General features: G+C 68.3%; 14 protein-coding genes. 4 read left to right on the top strand and 10 right to left on the bottom strand.

Annotation, left to right across the window (positions count from 1 at the left end; all coding sequences use genetic code 11):
* Nucleotides 1-158: 158 nt before the first annotated feature.
* Nucleotides 159-920 (bottom strand): precorrin-6A synthase (deacetylating), encoded by a 762-nt coding sequence (cobF, locus tag ACFXI3_RS35535; RefSeq protein ID WP_378405569.1) that lies wholly within the window; start codon nucleotides 918-920, stop codon nucleotides 159-161.
* A gap of 114 nt (nucleotides 921-1,034) precedes the next feature.
* Here cobF and ACFXI3_RS35530 point away from each other — a divergent pair, with 114 nt between their 5' ends.
* Nucleotides 1,035-1,241: a heavy-metal-associated domain-containing protein gene (locus ACFXI3_RS35530; protein ID WP_378405567.1), complete on the top strand. Its 207-nt coding sequence runs from the start codon at nucleotides 1,035-1,037 to the stop codon at nucleotides 1,239-1,241.
* Nucleotides 1,242-1,252: 11 nt separating this feature from the next.
* Nucleotides 1,253-3,484 carry a heavy metal translocating P-type ATPase gene (locus ACFXI3_RS35525; protein WP_378405565.1) on the top strand — a complete coding sequence of 744 codons (2,232 nt, stop codon included), beginning with the start codon at nucleotides 1,253-1,255 and terminating at the stop codon, nucleotides 3,482-3,484.
* Between the two features lie 473 nt (nucleotides 3,485-3,957).
* Here the strand turns inward: ACFXI3_RS35525 and ACFXI3_RS35520 are convergent, their stop codons facing one another.
* The 3 genes from ACFXI3_RS35520 to ACFXI3_RS35510 form a co-directional block, all read right to left on the bottom strand.
* Nucleotides 3,958-4,239, bottom strand: coding sequence for a metal-sensitive transcriptional regulator (locus tag ACFXI3_RS35520; RefSeq protein WP_009081418.1), 282 nt, complete (start codon nucleotides 4,237-4,239; stop codon nucleotides 3,958-3,960).
* A gap of 676 nt (nucleotides 4,240-4,915) precedes the next feature.
* A complete protein-coding gene (locus tag ACFXI3_RS35515; RefSeq protein ID WP_378405563.1) occupies nucleotides 4,916-5,737 on the bottom strand; it encodes a DivIVA domain-containing protein in 822 nt (273 codons plus the stop codon).
* A gap of 118 nt (nucleotides 5,738-5,855) precedes the next feature.
* Entirely contained in the window at nucleotides 5,856-6,575 is a 720-nt protein-coding gene (locus ACFXI3_RS35510; RefSeq protein WP_344282958.1) for an MgtC/SapB family protein, read from the bottom strand.
* Between the two features lie 83 nt (nucleotides 6,576-6,658).
* Here ACFXI3_RS35510 and ACFXI3_RS35505 point away from each other — a divergent pair, with 83 nt between their 5' ends.
* Nucleotides 6,659-7,279 carry an L-threonylcarbamoyladenylate synthase gene (locus ACFXI3_RS35505; protein WP_116206505.1) on the top strand — a complete coding sequence of 207 codons (621 nt, stop codon included), beginning with the start codon at nucleotides 6,659-6,661 and terminating at the stop codon, nucleotides 7,277-7,279.
* Nucleotides 7,280-7,820: 541 nt separating this feature from the next.
* Here the strand turns inward: ACFXI3_RS35505 and ACFXI3_RS35500 are convergent.
* Nucleotides 7,821-9,368, bottom strand: a complete 1,548-nt coding sequence (locus ACFXI3_RS35500; RefSeq protein ID WP_378405561.1) for an FAD-dependent monooxygenase — start codon at nucleotides 9,366-9,368, stop codon at nucleotides 7,821-7,823.
* 95 nt (nucleotides 9,369-9,463) lie between these two features.
* Between ACFXI3_RS35500 and ACFXI3_RS35495 the strand changes: the two genes are divergently transcribed.
* Nucleotides 9,464-10,555 (top strand): TetR/AcrR family transcriptional regulator C-terminal domain-containing protein, encoded by a 1,092-nt coding sequence (locus ACFXI3_RS35495; protein ID WP_378405559.1) that lies wholly within the window; start codon nucleotides 9,464-9,466, stop codon nucleotides 10,553-10,555.
* Nucleotides 10,556-10,763: 208 nt separating this feature from the next.
* On the opposite strand, the gene ACFXI3_RS35490 is transcribed toward ACFXI3_RS35495, so the two are convergent.
* From ACFXI3_RS35490 to ACFXI3_RS35470, 5 genes are all read right to left on the bottom strand, one after another.
* Nucleotides 10,764-11,243: a nitroreductase family deazaflavin-dependent oxidoreductase gene (locus tag ACFXI3_RS35490; protein WP_378405557.1), complete on the bottom strand. Its 480-nt coding sequence runs from the start codon at nucleotides 11,241-11,243 to the stop codon at nucleotides 10,764-10,766.
* Between the two features lie 718 nt (nucleotides 11,244-11,961).
* Nucleotides 11,962-12,696, bottom strand: coding sequence for a thioesterase II family protein (locus ACFXI3_RS35485; RefSeq protein ID WP_378405555.1), 735 nt, complete (start codon nucleotides 12,694-12,696; stop codon nucleotides 11,962-11,964).
* Between the two features lie 29 nt (nucleotides 12,697-12,725).
* Nucleotides 12,726-13,886: an exo-alpha-sialidase gene (locus ACFXI3_RS35480; RefSeq protein ID WP_378405553.1), complete on the bottom strand. Its 1,161-nt coding sequence runs from the start codon at nucleotides 13,884-13,886 to the stop codon at nucleotides 12,726-12,728.
* Nucleotides 13,887-13,965: 79 nt separating this feature from the next.
* Complete coding sequence (locus tag ACFXI3_RS35475) at nucleotides 13,966-15,012, bottom strand: AAA family ATPase (protein WP_378405551.1); 1,047 nt, start codon at nucleotides 15,010-15,012, stop codon at nucleotides 13,966-13,968.
* A gap of 41 nt (nucleotides 15,013-15,053) precedes the next feature.
* Nucleotides 15,054-16,091 (bottom strand): aliphatic amidase, encoded by a 1,038-nt coding sequence (locus ACFXI3_RS35470; RefSeq protein WP_344282981.1) that lies wholly within the window; start codon nucleotides 16,089-16,091, stop codon nucleotides 15,054-15,056.
* Nucleotides 16,092-16,104 lie beyond the last annotated feature (13 nt).

Raw genomic sequence — 16,104 nt, 5'->3', positions numbered from 1 at the left:
GTACTGCAACCGAAGGGTTGTGGGAGAGTAGGACACCGCCGAACTCAACATGAGAAAAAGGGGCGGGACCCCGGTCGAGAACCTGAAAAGGTTTTCCCGGAGTCCCGCCCCTTTTTTCATGCCCAAAAACAGCGGGCCGAAAAGGCGGCCCGCCGGCCTCACTCCGGCCGGCGCAGCAAATAGGTGTCCATGATCCACCCGTGCCGCTCCCGAGCCGCGGCTCGCGTCTCCCGGATCTTCGCCGCCAGCTCGTCATCCAGCGGCCCGGACAGCAGGATCTCGTCCGGAGTCCCGACGTACGCGCCCCAATAGATCCACAAGCCCTGGCCCGCATACTGATCGAACGTGGTGTGCGCGTCGAGCAGCACGAAGACGTCATCAGCGTCACTCGGCCAGCCATCGGCCAGTCGGCGCCCAGTTGTGAGCTGCACAGCCCGGCCGATCTGGTTCATCGTCGTCCGATGCCGCGCGACCAGCGCGGAGATGCTGCTGATCCCCGGCACGACCTCGTAGTCGAACGCCACATTCCCGCGCGCGAGCACGGCCTCGATCAACGCGATAGTGCTGTCGTACAGCGCCGGATCGCCCCAGACGAGAAACGCGCCGGTCTCGCCGTCAGCCAGCTCGTCGCGGATCAGCTGCTCGTAGACGTCCGTGCGGAGCTGGTGCCAGTCGGCGACCGCGGTGCGGTAGTCGGCGGGCGTGCGGTCGCGGTCCGGGTCCTTCGCGCTCACCACGCGATACCCCGGCCGGCTCACGAACCGCTCCAGGATCTCCTGGCGCAGCTGCACCAGGTCGGCTTTCGCGCTGCCCTTGTCGAGCACGAAGAACACGTCGACGCGATTGAGCCGGTCGATTGCCTGCACCGTGAGGTGTTCCGGGTCGCCGGCGCCGATCCCGATCGCGTAGATCTTCCGCATCCGTGAAGTCTCTCCCGGCGGGTAACCGGGTTCGGCAGAGGGTCCCCTGGCGTACTGCTACCCCCTAGGGGTATAAAGGAGGCATCAGGAGAGAGCACCATAGGGAGTGTGGCGATGACCGAAGCGACTTACACCGTCGAGGGCATGACGTGCGGGCACTGCGTCGGATCGGTGAAAGAAGAGGTAGGCGGCCTGACCGGCGTGCGGACGGTCGACGTCGACCTCGCCACCGGCGCCGTGAAGGTCACCAGTGCGGAGCCGATCTCGCGCGAAGCCGTCGAGGCTGCCGTCGCTGAGGCCGGCTACCAGGTCGTCGCGTAAAAAGGAGTGACATGAGCACCACGACACCAGCCCCCGTGCAGTCAGTCGAACTCGCCATCGGCGGGATGACCTGCGCGTCGTGCGCTGCTCGGGTCGAGCGGAAGCTCAACAAGGTCGAGGGCGTCAGTGCGAGCGTCAACTACGCGACCGAGAAGGCACACGTCGAATACCCCTCCACCGTTTCGGTCGACGACCTGGTGGGCGTCGTCGAAGCGACTGGTTACACCGCGCAAGCGCCGCAACCGGAGAAGCCGGAAGAGCCCGAGCAGGACGAGACGCGACCGCTGCGCGACCGGCTCCTCTACTCGGCGATCCTCACGGTGCCGGTGATCGTGCTGGCGATGGTCCCCGCGCTGCAGTTCACGAACTGGCAGTGGCTGTCGCTCACGCTCGCCGCGCCGGTGGTGGTCTGGGGAGCGTGGCCGTTCCACCGCGCCGCGTGGACCAACCTCAGGCACGGCGCGGCGACGATGGACACGCTGATCTCGCTCGGCGTCTCGGCCGCCACGCTGTGGTCGCTGTACGCGCTGTTCTTCGGCATGGCGGGGATGCCCGGCCTGCGGCACGGCTTCGAGTTCAGCGTGTCCGGGGGATCCGGAACCGACAACATCTACCTCGAGGTCGCGGCGGGCGTCACCACGTTCATCCTGGCCGGCCGCTATTTCGAGGCTCGGTCGAAGCGTCGCTCCGGGGCTGCGCTGCGAGCCCTGCTCGAACTCGGCGCGAAAGACGTGACGGTCCTTCGCGATGGTCGCGAGCAGCGAATCCCGGTCGAGCAACTGCGGGTCGGCGACACGTTCGTGGTGCGGCCTGGCGAGAAGATCGCCACCGACGGCGTGGTCACGGACGGTGGCTCGGCAGTCGACGTCAGCATGATCACCGGGGAATCCGTGCCGGTCGAGGTCGCAGTCGGTGACGGCGTGACCGGAGCGACGGTGAACGTCGGCGGCCGGATCGCGGTGCGCGCGACCCGGGTCGGCGCGGACACACAGCTCGCGCAGATGGCCCGGCTCGTCGAGGAAGCACAGAACGGCAAAGCCGCAGTACAGCGACTGGCCGACCGCGTCTCGGCAGTGTTCGTGCCGATCGTGCTGGTCTTGGCCCTGGGAACGCTGGTCACCTGGCTGCTGACCAGCGGAAACGTCACCGAGGCGTTCACTGCCGCGGTAGCGGTGCTGATCATCGCCTGCCCGTGCGCCCTAGGGCTCGCGACCCCCACCGCCCTGCTGGTCGGCACCGGTCGTGGCGCGCAACTCGGGATTCTCATCAAGGGTCCGGAGGTGCTCGAGTCCACTCGCCGCGTCGACACCGTGGTGCTCGACAAGACCGGGACCGTCACGACCGGGCGAATGAGCCTGGTGGACGTCCACGTCGGGGAAGGCGTCACGGAGCGCGAACTGCTGCGCTATGCCGGAGCAGTCGAGCACGCTTCGGAACACCCGATCGCGAAAGCCATCGCAGACGGTGCTCGCGAACGAGTCGGTGACCTCCCGTCCGCGACGGAGTTCCGGAACACCGAGGGCCTCGGCGTCTCCGGCCTCGTGGAAGGCGCAGCTGTCCTAGCCGGCCGTGCGGCGTTCCTGGCCGACTGGAGCGTGAAGGTCGACGACCGGCTCGCCGAGGCCAAGTCCGCAGCGGAAGAACAAGGCGCGACAGCAGTGTTCGTCGCCTGGGACGGCGTGGCCCGAGGCGTGCTGGTGGTCGCGGACACGATCAAGCCGACCTCTGCCCAAGCTGTCGCCGAACTCCAAGCCCTGGGCCTGCGTCCAGTGCTGCTGACCGGCGACAACGCCGGCGCAGCGCGGGCGATCGCCGACGCCGCAGGCATCACCGAGGTAGTGGCCGAAGTGCTGCCCGCGGAGAAGGTGGCCGTGGTGAAGCGACTGCAAGACGAAGGCCGAGTGGTGGCCATGGTCGGCGACGGCGTCAACGACGCAGCCGCGCTGGCCCAAGCCGACCTCGGCCTGGCCATGGGCACCGGAACGGACGCAGCCATCGAGGCGGGCGACCTGACCCTGGTCCGAGGCGACCTGCGCGCAGCAGTCGACGCGATCCGCCTCGCCCGCCGCACGCTCGGCACGATCAAGGGAAACCTGTTCTGGGCGTTCGCCTACAACGTGGCGGCACTGCCGCTGGCCGCATTCGGCCTGCTCAACCCGATGATCGCAGGTGCCGCGATGGCGTTCTCGTCGGTGTTCGTGGTGTCGAACAGCCTGCGGTTGCGGCGCTTCCGGGCTGCTTGATTCACCTGAGGACGGGCCAGTTGGCGGGACTTCCCGCTGCTGGCCCGTTTCACGTTCGCCGGGCTCCGCGCTTTGGCGGCTACGGATTGCTCGGGCGCTGATCGCTGCACCAGGGACCGCGACCGGCGGGGACGATGAGAGCGCCGGACTAGTGAGCACAGCGGATTGACCGGCAGTCGCGTGCGGTGGAACCGGCTAGGACGTGTCGCAGGAACTCATTACGCGGGTAGGCCGTGGGGACGCATCGCGCGGTAGGCCTTGGGAATGCATCGCTCGGGTAAGCCCTGGGGACGCATCGCGCGGGTAAGCCTCAGGAATGCATCAAGCGGGCAAATCACGTGGGAGACCTCGCATGTGCACTATCCGCGCAGTTCCCTCCACCCGCAGCGGCGGCCATGGTCGCGTCAACGGGTGTGGCCTTATAACGTCGGACTAGCCGAACCCGCGCTCCGCGGAACGAGCCGTGAGTTACGTCAGGAACGCACCAGCCGAGCGATCGCGTCGGAGGCTTCGCGCACCTTCAGATCGGCTTCCTCTCCGCCCGCAGCCGCAGCCTGGACGACGCAGGTCGCCAGATGCTCGTCGAGCAGCTCCAGCGAGAAAGACTGCAACGCCTTCGTCGCCGCGGACACCTGCGTCAGGATGTCGATGCAGTACTTGTCCTCCTCGACCATGCGCTGCAGGCCGCGGATCTGCCCCTCGATCCGGCGAAGGCGCTTGAGGTAGGCCTCTCGTTCACTGCCGTAGCCGGTCATCGCACATCGTCCCTTTTTCTCGACATCCCCGTTGGTCCACTCCCCAGTATACCCACCCGGCGTATCCAGGTTCGGCGCTCAACCGCCGGGGCGACTTCGGCGATCGCCGACGTTCGGCACCGGTTCGCTGTCCGACCATCCCGAGTACGCCACCCGGCGTAGCCGGGATTGGTGCTAAGCCATGCGCGCTGCCTGCGATGAACGCGCACGTTGGCCGCGAGGTCGGCCTGCACGGCGGTCGCCGCTGAGTGAACCGTCCGGCGTATCTGGGGTTGGCGCTCAGCCAGTGGCGGCTGTCATAAACGCGCACGTGCGGCGGCACTGGTTCGACGCGACGTCGGCGCTCGTGGTGGCCATCCGCCGAGCAGGTCAGTCGTCGTGGGTCGCTACGCGCCGAGTAGATCACCCGCCGAAAGTGTCTGGCCGCCGAGTAGGTCAGACGCTGTGGGCTGCCACGCGCCGCGCAAGCCATCCGCCGAAGGTGTCCATCCGCTGCGCAGGCCACCCGCCGAAGGGGGCCACCCACCCCGTAGATCACCCGCCGAGGGTGTCCGGCCTCCGAGCGGGCCATTCGCCGAGGGTGTCCCCGCGCCGCGTAGATCACCCGCCGAAGGTGTCCGGCCGCCGAGGATGTCCAGCCGTCCAGCAGGCCTGGCGACGTCTCCAGTGCTGGCGTTCAGCCAGTCGGAGTGGCCTCGGTGACTTCGGTGAGCGCGGAGGTGCGTCTTTGGTTCGGCACGGGCGTTCCGTCCGGCGCGAGGTCGGCGTTCGCGGTGGCCAGCAGTTCGCGGGCGCCGCGCAGCGCGGCCTTGACCCGTTGCTGGACGGCGGCGAGTTCGGCGACGCGCTGTTCGGCGTCGGCGACGATTCGGGTGGCGTGGTCGGTGGCTTGGCGGACGTGCGCGTCGGCTTCGGCGCGCGCGGTGGCGGTGCGGTCGGCGATTTCTCGGAGTGCGTCGGTGCGGCGGTCGGCCAACGTGCGCGTGAGGTGTTCTTCGAGCCGCCGGCGTTCTTTCGCCGCCGCCTCGTCCGCGGCTTTGCGTTCCTCGACTGCGCGGCGCAGCAGATCTTCGTGTTCTTGCCGCTGCTGCACGCGGTCCGCGGAGACGGCTTCGACGAGCGCGCGTTCCTTTTCAGTGAGGCGGACGGCTTCCGCCTTGGCGTCGGCGATGATCCGCGCGGCGGTGTCCTCGGCGCGGGCGGTGATCTCCGCGGCTTCCTCGCGCGTCAGCTCGACCATCCGGCGGGAGCGTTCCTGCAATGCGTCCGGCTCGATAGGGGTGCGGCTGATCCGGTCGACCGTCGCGCGCAGTTCGCGATTGCGCTCGGCGAGTTCGGCCGCCTGCTGTGCCGCGGCGTCGCGTTCCGCCGCGAGGCGCCGGAATTCCGCCTCGACCCACGTGACGAATTCTTCGACCTGGCCGCGCTGATAGCCGCGCCACGCCGAGTCGAAGGACGGCCGGACGGACATCAGGTCCTCGCCACCGCCGGGGGCCATGCTCTCACCTCCCATTTGGATGGTTTCTCCTCGGCGCTCGTTTTTCTTGCCGCACCGGGGTTTCCGCACTGCCTCCAGTGTGCCTGAAGTCCGGCGATCCGTGTGAGTCCGGGGCGGGTCAATCTTCGAGCGGGTCCTCGGTTCCCGTCGCGGTGCTTCGCACGCCGGGCAATTCGGCCAGTTCCGCGGTGAGTTCGGGAAGATCGCCGCGCCCCTGCAACAGCAAGGTGACGACCGCGATCCGTTGCCCCTCTTCGGAAACTGTTTCGCGGTCGACCGCCACCCGGTGGACGGCCCAGCCCCGATCGGTGCAAGTGGCGAGCACGGCGCGCAGTACGCCGTGTCCGTCGGCATAACTCAACCGGAGGATCGGCGGCTGCCGCCGATGGCGCGCGACGAACCGGGAAAGCGGCGGGAATCCGCGAGTGATCACCACGAGCCCGGCAGTCGTCGCGACGGCCAGCACGGGCAGCCCGGCGCCGCATGCGACTCCGACGGCCGCGGCGAGCCAGACGGTCGCCGCGGTTGTCAGGCCGCGCACCGCGTCGCGGCGCACGAAGATCAGCCCGCCGCCGACGAACCCGATGCCGGACACGATCTGCGCGGCGATCCGCGACGGGTCGAGTGCCACGTGCTCGATGCCGAGCAAATCGGCGAAGCCGTATTTCGACACCAGCATGAAGACTGCCGACCCAACGCCGACCAGCGTGTGCGTGCGCAGGCCGGCCTGTTTGTTGCCGACCTCGCGCTCGATGCCGATCACCGTGCTCAGCAGCAGGGCGAGCAGCACCGGCGGCAGCAGTTCCCACTGTTCGCCGGTGGACCAGAGAGCATGCACGGACGTACCTCCTCGCCCGTCACTGTGCCCGGCCTCCGGAGAGCCCGCGCGCCCGGCCCGGCGGGCACGCCTAAGCTCGGGCAATGGCCCGTTACTTCGACGTGCACCCGCAGAACCCGCAGCGCCGCGCGCTCGCCCAGGTAGTCGACCTGCTGCGCGACGACGGGCTCATCGCCTACCCGACCGACTCGTGCTTCGCGCTCGGCTGCCGCATCGGCAACCAGCAGGGGATGGAACGGATCCGCACCATCCGCAAGCTCGACCACCGGCACCACTTCACGCTCGTCTGCCAGGACTTCGCCCAGCTCGGCCAGTTCGTGCACATCGACAACGCGGTGTTCCGCGCCATCAAGGCCAGCACGCCCGGCGCGTACACGTTCATCCTCCCGGCGACGAAGGAAGTCCCGCGGCGGCTGCTGCACGCCAAGAAGAAGACCGTCGGCGTGCGGATCCCCGACCACGTGGTGACCCAGGAACTCCTCGGCGAACTGGGCGAGCCGATCCTGTCGAGCACGCTGCTGCTGCCCGATTCCGGCGAGCCCCTCACCCAGGGCTGGGAGATCAAGGAAGAACTCGACCACGTCCTGGACGCCGTGATCGACTCCGGCGACTGCGGCGTGGAACCCACCACGGTGATCGACTTCTCCTCCGGCGAGGCGGAGGTCGTGCGGCACGGGGCGGGAGACCCGTCCCGGTTCGAGTGAGCAGGGTTGTCATCGGTACTTGCCTCCTGATGGGGTCTTGATCGGATCCTGATTCGGGTGGTGTGCGGACGGTGTTTACGGGCCGCTCCGCGCGACAGTTCTTGACGCGGATTGCCCGACTCGGCGGCTGCTCATGACAACTTCTTGACGTGACGATCCTTGTGCGGCAGCTACCGTCACGGGCTGTGTGAACTGACGGCTGCCGACTGCGGCGGATCGAATCGTCTGCTGTTGGCACGGAACGTTTGCGGCGACGCGGCAAACCCTGGTCATTTGACCCTGACTGCTGGCAGTTGAGACCCGCTGCGGCTCAGTCTCCTTCAGGCGCGGGCCGCGGGTGGGTGCGGGCTGGCACGGTGGCGCGGCTCAACCTGGAGGGACAGCGGCGGATCCCGACCGGTCGGTGCCGAAGCGGGCTGGCAGATACCGGCACCGGGGGTCCGCGCTTTCAGGTGTTTGTCCGATCAGTGCTCCTTTCTTGCGTCGAACGTGTGGCAGATCTGGCGCGCGGGGCGGGCGAACCCGGGCACCGCCGAAGCGATCACACGGTTGCCTCCATAGGGACGTTGAGCAGGCGGGACAGGGCCTCGGCAAGCGGGACTTCCGACGTCGAATGCCAGCCGACGACAGCGTCCGGCCGGAGCAGCAGCGCACCGTCGGCGGGGAGTTCCGTCTCGGCCAGCCACGCCTCGTTCGCTATCGGAACGAGGCGGAGGCCCAGCCGGTCGGCCTCGGCTGCCCATCGGGCGTTGTCCGGCCCAGTGAGCAAGACGAGGCCGGGGCCCGCTAGGTCCACTGTGGACGTCGTGGCGTCGAGCCAAGCGTGGGGCACTCGGGTGCCTGGACGGCCTGCGGGGCTGTATCGATCTTCCGGTGCGGGACCGCGTCCGTCCGGGATGAAGGCACCGCGTTCGTATTGCACGCCGAACAGCGCGGCGAGCGGGTCGATGCGCGGCGCGTCGGCACTGGTGATCGCGGCGATCATGGTGCCGAGATGGCCGCTGGCCATGCTGGAGAACTCCGCGGTCGCGTACCCGATCGGGTACCGCTCGGCGTGGTAGGTGTCGAGCAGGGCGGGCGTCGCGCTGCCGGCGAGCACTGCGGCGAGCTTCCAGGCGAGGTTGGCTACGTCCGCGATCGCGGTATTCGCGCCCGCGGCGGCCATTGGCGGCATCGCGTGTGCGGCGTCGCCCGCGAGGAAGACCCGGCCGGAGGAAAACTGGTCGGCCACGTACATCCCCGACTCCCAGTGCATCCGGCTCAGCACCTCGACCTCGAGATCCGGCACGCCGACGACGGTGCGCAGCAACTCGCGCCAGCCGTCCTCTCCCAGGGATTCCGAGCCGGGGAAGTCGGAGGTGGAGAAGAGCCACCGGTCGGTGCCGTTGACCGACACGAAAGCGCCGGAGGCCGCCGGGTTTTCGATCCGGCACAGGTTGAACGGTTTGTCCCGGACGAGCTCCGCGAGATCGGCGCGGAAGCAGACGTCGAGATTGTCGGCCAGGTGCCCGTGCCCGCTGCGCGTAATGCCGAGCGCGGTGCGGATCGGGCTGCGCGCGCCGTCCGCCGCGATCAGGTACTCGGCGCTGATCCGGTATGGCTCGCCGTCCGCCGGGCGCAGTTCGGCGGTGATTCCGGTGTCGTCCTGCTCGAACGACACCAGTTCGGTGCCGAACCGGACTGAAACGCCGCGCTCGACAGCGGCCTGCCGCAGCACCGGTTCCAGGACGTCCTGCGGGCACAGCACGCTTGGCGCGGGGCTGAGGTCGGGCATTTTCGCGTGCAGGTTCGGCCGCTCGCGCAACGCGTCGGTGATCTCCGGCCAAGTCGCGTCGGCCAGTGTCGTGCCGGAGAGCATCCCGGTGAACGACGCGAGCGGAGCGCTGGCGCGCTCGACCTCGTCCATGAGGCCGAGCAGGCGGAACACCTCGGTGCTGCGCGGGTTGAACCGGCGCGCTTTCGGCTGCGGGGAGGTGCCGGCGTGCTTTTCCACCAGCGCCGCCGCTACTCCCTCGCGGTGAAGCAGCAGTGCCGCGGTGAGGCCGGCGATCCCTCCGCCGCAGATCAGAACAGGAATTCGAGCAGTCATTTCGCAACCCCCAGTGTCGTGTACGTTGTACATCTTGTGTACGTTGTACATGACGATGTACTATGTACGCAAGCGGGCTGGAGACAGGGAGATGAATGGGAGATCAAGGGCCGACACCGCCGATTTGGCTGTTGCCTGAGCCGCCGGAACGCGGTTGGGGCCTAGGGCGGGTCGACATCGTCCACGCGGCCGTGCGCCTCGCCGACCATGGCGGCGCGGAGGCGCTCACGATGCGGGCAGTGGCGAAGGAGCTGGGCGCGTCCACGCCGATGTCGCTGTACCGCTACGTGCACAGCAAAGACGGCCTGGTGGACCTGATGCTGGACCTGGCGAACAGCGAGGTGCGCACCCCGGAAGTCCCGGGCGAGGACTGGCGGGGCGAGCTGACGGCCGTCGCGGTCGACACGTGGACTATGACGAAGCGGCATCCGTGGTACGCCCGGCTCGTGCACCAGCGGCCTCCGGCGGGGCCGAATGCGAGCCGGCGGACCGAGTTCGTGCTGGCGACGTTCGACCGGCTGGGTCAGGACCTCTCGTCGGCGCTCGGGTACGCCCGGCTGCTCGACGGATATGTCACTGGGCAGGCGCTGCAGTGGGCCGAAGAGCGGGCGATGTGGCAGCGCAACGCGTTCGTCGACGTGGTGGACGTGCAGCGGCAGGCGCGGGCCTGGTTCGGCGACGTCGTGTCGGAGGACGGGCCGTATCCGTTGCTCGTGCGCGTGCTGGAGAGCTTTCTGGCCGAGCGGCACGACGCGGCTGGTGAGAGTGCCGAGGCTGGCTCGGACGGTGCCGGGTCGGACGGTGCTGGGTCAGGCGCGGAGCCGGAGGAGTTTGGCCGGGCGGCCGGTGCTGGCGGGTCGGATGCTGGGCCGAGCGTCGGGTCGGATGCGGAGGTCGTTGAGGCTGGGCGGGTGGCTGACGCTGCTCGCGAGGTGGCTGGCTCTGGTCGGGCCGCGGAGGCTCACCGGGGTGCGGCTGGAGCTGACCGACGGGGCGGGAGTCGTCCCGGACCGGCTGGGGCTGGCCAGGCGGTCGCCGGGACAGATGCGGCGGTCGGAGCGGGTCAGTCGGTGGATGCGGAAGCTGCTGCCGGCGCGTGGAAGGTGGCCGAGGCGGCGGCTGAGGACGCGCAGTTCGAGCTTGGCCTCGAATGTCTGCTCGACGGCATCGCCGCCCGGCTCCGCTAGGTTGGTGCGCCTGGACCGGCTGCTGGGGAGAACGACGTGAAGTTCCTGCTGACGATGCACATGAACCCCGCGATCTGGGAAGGGCTGAGCTTCCTTCCGCGGGGAGGGTAGGCGGGTTTCCGGGCAGGTGAGTTGGCTGGCCAAGTGCGGTCAGACCGGGAGATCCGGGACCGGCTCGGTCGGGCTGGGGGAGCCGGGATCGGCTCGGTCAGGTGGCTGGGTTTGTGCGTTCCAGGAGGAAGACGCGGATTTCGCGGTGGGCGGCGCGTTCGGCGTAGCGGTTGTAGGCGGGCCAGTAGGAGGCGACGGCGTCCCACATTTCCTGGCGTTCGGCGTCTTTCAGGAGGCGGCCTCGGACCGGCGAGGTGCGGCCGTGGACGGAGACTGTCGCGTCGGGGTGGGACAGGAGGTTCGCGGTCCAGGCGGGGTGGCGTTCTCCGCCCCAGTTGGAGCCGATCACGATGTATCCGCCGGAGCGTTCGACGTACAGCAGCGGGACCTGGCGTGGTTCGCCCGTCGTGCGGCCGATGGTGGTGAGCAGGAGGGTGCGCAGTCCGACTGCCGCGCCTACGCCCACGCGGCCGCCGCTGATGCGGAGGAGGAGGCGGTCTGCGGGCATCATCGCTTGGCCGAACGCGGCGAATGCCTTGCTGCGGCCCAAACCGGCGAACATCCTGCGCAATTCCATGATCGGCAGCCTACGGGGCGGTGCAGGAACGATTGACGGGTGGAGTCTCGGGCGGAGGGTGCGGCGGGGTGGCAGTTGCGCGGGCTTGGTTGGTGCGGGGGAAGGGGTTGCAGTGCGAAGGGTTGGACGGCGAAGGGGCTGCAGTGCGAAGGGTTGGACGGCGAAGGGGTGGCGGTGCGAAGGGTTGAACGGCGAAGGGGTGGTGAGGGGCGCTGATGGCTGGGGGACGGTCCAGTGGGGATCGCGGGGTGGGTCGATCGTCGGGATGGTGGGGATGAGGTGCTGGTGGAAGGCCGAGTGGAGGTCGCGAGGCGGGTCGATCGTGGTAGCGGCGGGTAGATGAGGCGCTTCTGCCCGGGGCAGAGGAGGCTGGTGGAGGCCATGTTCGGGGTGATCGGCGGGAAAGAGTTTGAGAAACCGGCACCAGGAGAGCCGCGTGCTGGAGAAGGTGTCTGAGGCCCGAAGACCGCGGGGATCGAGTGGCCGAGGCCGACATTGGCGAGTTGCGCTGGCGGGCAGGCGTTCGGGTCGGCAGGGTGCGAAGAACTGGCACCGGTGCCAGGGGGCGGCAAGCGAAGGCCAACGAGCCAGTGGTGGGCAAGCGGAGGTCAACGAGGCAGGGGTAAGCAAGCGGAGGTCAACGAGGCAGGGGTAAGCAAGCGGAGGTCAACGAGGCAGGGGTAAGCAAGCGTGGGCCAACGCAGCCGCGCAGAGGAGGCTAGAAACCGCTTGTGGTGAGTTTCAGCAGGGCGTCCGTGATCGCCGGAGTGTGGTCTACCAGGTAGAAGTGGCCGCCGGGGTACGTGGTCAGGGTGAAGTCTCCTCGGGTGTGCGACGACCAGGCTTGGACGTCCGCTACGGGGGCGTGGGGGTCGGCGTCGCCGGTGTGGGCGTGGATGGGCGCGGTGAGCGGGCCCGCGCTCGGGTGGTACGTCTCGATGGCCGTGTAGTCCGCGCGCAGGGCTGGCAGGAACAGTTCTCGCAGTTCCGGGTCGCGCAGCACCTTCGGATCTGTGCCTGCCAGGCCTTCGATTTCGGACAGCAGACCGTCGTCGTCCTGGAGGTGGACTCGTTCGTTCACCTGGCGGGACGGGGCTCGGCGGCCGGAGATCACTACTGCTTCCGGGGGTGTGCCGCGTTCCTCCAGACGGAGGCCTACCTCGTACGCGAGCGTCGCGCCCATGCTGTGGCCGAACAGCACCACCGGGACGTCCAGCCATGCCTGCAACGCCTGGGTGACGCTGTCGGCCAAGGCCTCGATGGTGCGCAGGGCTGGTTCGGCCATGCGGTCCTGCCTGCCGGGGTATTGCACCGCCAGGACGTCGACGGCGGGGGACATCGCTTTCGACAGCGGGTGGAAGAACGGGGCTGCGCCGCCTGCGTGCGGCAGGCACACCAAACGGGCGGGGGCATCGTCGGCGGGGTGGAAGCGGCGTAGCCACGGGTCCGTCATGCGGGCGATTTTACCGGCGGCGGGCGTCGTCACAGGGGCAAGCGGCGGAATTCGATCTTTTCGTAGGCGCTGGTTTCGCCGGTTTCGTACAGGACGCCGATGGTCTTGCGGTCTGGTTGCACCAGGTCGGAGTAGCCGGCGGGGGCGTCGGCGAGAACTGTGGACGGGCGCCAGGTTTTGCCGCCGTCGGAGCTGGTTCGGAGTTGCATGGTGCGGCGGATCGCACTGTCGGAGGGGCCCGAGTAGAGGAGGATCCGGCGGTTGGTGGTTTGCAGGACGCTGCCTTCTACCTTCGGGCCGGACAGGGTTGGTTGCACTTGGTAGGGACGAGTGAGGGTGCGGCCGCCGTCGGTGCTGTAGGCGTCTAGGCGGTGTTCTGGGGCGGAGCCCTGGTTGCGGCTGGAGAAATACACGGTGCCGTCCGGAAGTTCGGTCGCGGTGGTTTCGTTGGGGGCGAGGACGCCGTCGGTGGGGTCGTCGGTGAAGCCGATGTGCCAGGTGCGGCCGTTGTCGTCGCTGTAGAGGTCGTGGCCGCCGTAGTACTTGGCTTCGGTTCCTACATCTGCCGAACCTGCGGCGGGCGCGCTGGAATGGTTGGCTGGGACGATGATTCGGCCTGCGTAGCGGCCGTGTTTGAGGAGGGTCGCGTGGCCTGGGGCTGCGGCGTACCAGCGCCAGTTCGGCAGCTTCGTCGTGGCGGTGATGTCGCGGGCCGGGGTCCAGGTGCGGCCGTTGTCGGGGCTGCGCTGGACGAAGACTCGGCGGGTGTCTTGCGGGGAAACCGTGCCGGACATGATGGCTTTTTCGCTGACGGGTCCGTTGTGGACAGTCAGCAGGATTAGGTCGCCGTTGCGGGCCAGTACTGGGGTCGGGTTTCCGGCGGTGGCTTCGCCGTTGCTGTCTACTAGGCGCAGGTCGCCCCAGGTGCAGCCGCCGTCGTGGGAGGTTTTGGCGACCGTTTGGATCGCGCCGGAGTCTCCGGGGGAGTCTCGACGGCCTTCGGCGAAGGCGATCAGCGAGCCGTTCGCGGCGCGGACTGCGGCTGGGATGCGGAAGGTGTGGTAGCCCTCGGTGCCGGAGACGAACGGGGTCGACGACGTGCAGCCGCCGCTCGCGCTGGCGGGTGGCGGGGTCGGAGTGAGGCTCAAGAGGGTTGCGGCGAGCGCAAGCGTGACTGTTCTCGGGAGCACCGGGGGACCGCCTCTCGCTCCGGACATGGGATGTCCGACGTCCTATGTCCGGAGAACTTAGAGAGGCGGTCGCGCGGCGTCAAGACTCCGGATCGGTGGCGGTCGCGCGGATGGTTCCGTTCGCGGCGGTGGCGGTGATCGACAGCGGGGCGGTGCCGGTCGGGCGTACGCGCATGATTTCCGCGGCTACTGGGGCGGCCAGGCGGGTGCGGAGGGTTCGGCGCAGGCCGCGGGCGCCGTAGATCGGGTCGAAGCCTTCGAGGGCGAGGAGGTGGACAGCGGAGTCGTCTACCTGAAGGTCGACGCCGCGGCGGCGGAGCCTTGAGCGCAGCAGATCAGTTTCCAGGCGGGCTACTTGTTCGATGGTGGTGCGGTCCAGCTCGTCGAAGATCACCGTTTCGTCGATGCGGTTCAGGAACTCTGGGTCGAAGAACGACTGCAGGGCTTTGTCGACCACGGTGCGGCGGGTGTGGCCGCGGTCCAGGAGCGAGCGCCAGCGGGAACCTCGGCGGCGGGCCAGTTCCTTGGAACCCAGGTTTGAAGTGAGGAAGACGAAGGTGTTGCGGAAGGAGATTTTCTCCTGACCGTTCGCGAGGCGCAGGATTCCGTTGTCCAGTACGCCCAGGAGGGCGCGCAGGACGGTGGGGTGGGCCTTTTCGACCTCGTCGAAGAGGACGATTCCGGGGGTGTACGGATCACCCTCCACAGTGGATCGGTCGAAGACGGTGAAGGCTTCCTTGCTCCCGGCGTATCCGGGTGGGGCACCGTTGAAAGAGGCGGCATAGTGCTCTTGGGCGAGGGAGTTCATGTCCACTCGGCACAGGTCGTCCGGGCTGGACCGCACCGCGGCGGCGACTTGGCGGACCAGTTCGGTTTTGCCTACGCCGGTGGGGCCAAGGAGCAACACTGTCGCGGGTGGACGGTCGGGTTCCGTTGCTCCGGCGCGGGCCAGGGTGATGGCTCGGACAACGGCGTCGATGGCGGGGTCTTGGCCAAGGACGCGGCTGCGCAGGCGTTGAGCCAATGCGTCGGGAGTGTCCGGGGCGGACGGAACGGGGGCGGGGGCCGGAGCGGCTGGCTGCCGGTTCCGGTTCTGGTCGTGGTACCTGTCGGTGATGAACGGCATGGTGTCCTTTCCCTGAACCGAAAACCGGCAGCCAGCGAAAATCAGGCCTGTTTGGTCTTTTCGACTGGCAGCTCGCCTACGGGACATTCGGCGACGCCGACGGTGCTGCGCGTGATGGCCTCGACGTTCTCCTGCGCCTTCTGCGCGTCGGTGACCCACGTGCGGTAGAACTCGAACGGGCAGTCCGCGACGCCCTTGTCGCCGTCACCGGCCGCGTGCACGCCGGAGTAACCGCGGTGCAGCAGCTTGAACAGATGGTTCTGCGACTGGTCGTACTCGCGTGCGTCCCGGATCGCCGAAAGCGACAGCTGGGCGAACTGGATGCCGTACTCCTCCTCGCCGGTTTCGCCGAGCGTCCGGCCGTCGAAACCGATGATCGACGAGTGGCCGAAATACGAGTACACGCCGTCGAATCCGGCAGCGTTGGCGACCGCGACATAGCAGTTGTTGGCCCAGGCCATGGCTTTCGCCATCAGCACCTGCTGGTCCTTCGCCGGGTACATGTAGCCCTGGCAGCGGACGATCAACTCGGCGCCCTTCATCGCGCAGTCCCGCCAGATTTCCGGGTAATTGCCGTCGTCGCAGATGATCAGCGAGATCTTCAGGCCCTTCGGACCGTCCGTGACGTACGTCTGGTCGCCCGGGTACCAGCCTTCGATCGGGCACCACGGCAGGATTTTCCGGTACTTCTGCACGATTTCGCCGTGGTTGTCGATCAGCACCAAGGTGTTGTACGGCGGCTTGTTCGGGTGGTCCTCGTGCTGTTCGCCGGTGATCGAGAAAACGCCCCAGGTGTCGGCCTCGCGGCAGGCGGCGGAGAAGATCGCGGTCTCCTCGCCGGGGACGGTCGCGGCGGTGTCGTACATTTCCTGCTCGTCGTACATGATCCCCTGCGTCGAGTATTCGGGGAACACGACGAGGTCCATTCCGGGAAGGCCGCTCTTCATGCCGACCACCATGTCGGCGATCTTGCGCGCGTTGTCCAGCACCTCGGCCTTCGAATGCAGCCGCGGCATCTTGTAGTTCACGACCGCGATGCCGACCGTGTCCGGGCTCGAGGAAATGTCACCGTGTCGCATGGGATTTCTCCTT

Source organism: Amycolatopsis sp. NPDC059235 (assembly GCF_042754125.1).
Lineage (GTDB): Bacteria > Actinomycetota > Actinomycetes > Mycobacteriales > Pseudonocardiaceae > Amycolatopsis > Amycolatopsis albidoflava.
The sequence above is the reverse complement of the archived record's forward strand: the minus strand, read 5'-3'. Positions and strand labels throughout refer to the sequence as shown.

Coding starts and splice junctions, on each gene's coding strand:
- ACFXI3_RS35520 (WP_009081418.1), bottom strand. CDS start 4,239: ATGACCGGCTACGGCAGTGAACGAGAGGCCTACCTCAAGCGCCTTCGC.
- ACFXI3_RS35485 (WP_378405555.1), bottom strand. CDS start 12,696: ATGACGGACCCGTGGCTACGCCGCTTCCACCCCGCCGACGATGCCCCC.
- ACFXI3_RS35505 (WP_116206505.1), top strand. CDS start 6,659: ATGGCCCGTTACTTCGACGTGCACCCGCAGAACCCGCAGCGCCGCGCG.
- ACFXI3_RS35530 (WP_378405567.1), top strand. CDS start 1,035: ATGACCGAAGCGACTTACACCGTCGAGGGCATGACGTGCGGGCACTGC.
- ACFXI3_RS35515 (WP_378405563.1), bottom strand. CDS start 5,737: ATGGCCCCCGGCGGTGGCGAGGACCTGATGTCCGTCCGGCCGTCCTTC.
- ACFXI3_RS35470 (WP_344282981.1), bottom strand. CDS start 16,091: ATGCGACACGGTGACATTTCCTCGAGCCCGGACACGGTCGGCATCGCG.
- ACFXI3_RS35490 (WP_378405557.1), bottom strand. CDS start 11,243: ATGGAATTGCGCAGGATGTTCGCCGGTTTGGGCCGCAGCAAGGCATTC.
- ACFXI3_RS35475 (WP_378405551.1), bottom strand. CDS start 15,012: ATGCCGTTCATCACCGACAGGTACCACGACCAGAACCGGAACCGGCAG.
- ACFXI3_RS35525 (WP_378405565.1), top strand. CDS start 1,253: ATGAGCACCACGACACCAGCCCCCGTGCAGTCAGTCGAACTCGCCATC.
- ACFXI3_RS35500 (WP_378405561.1), bottom strand. CDS start 9,368: ATGACTGCTCGAATTCCTGTTCTGATCTGCGGCGGAGGGATCGCCGGC.
- ACFXI3_RS35495 (WP_378405559.1), top strand. CDS start 9,464: ATGGGAGATCAAGGGCCGACACCGCCGATTTGGCTGTTGCCTGAGCCG.
- cobF (WP_378405569.1), bottom strand. CDS start 920: ATGCGGAAGATCTACGCGATCGGGATCGGCGCCGGCGACCCGGAACAC.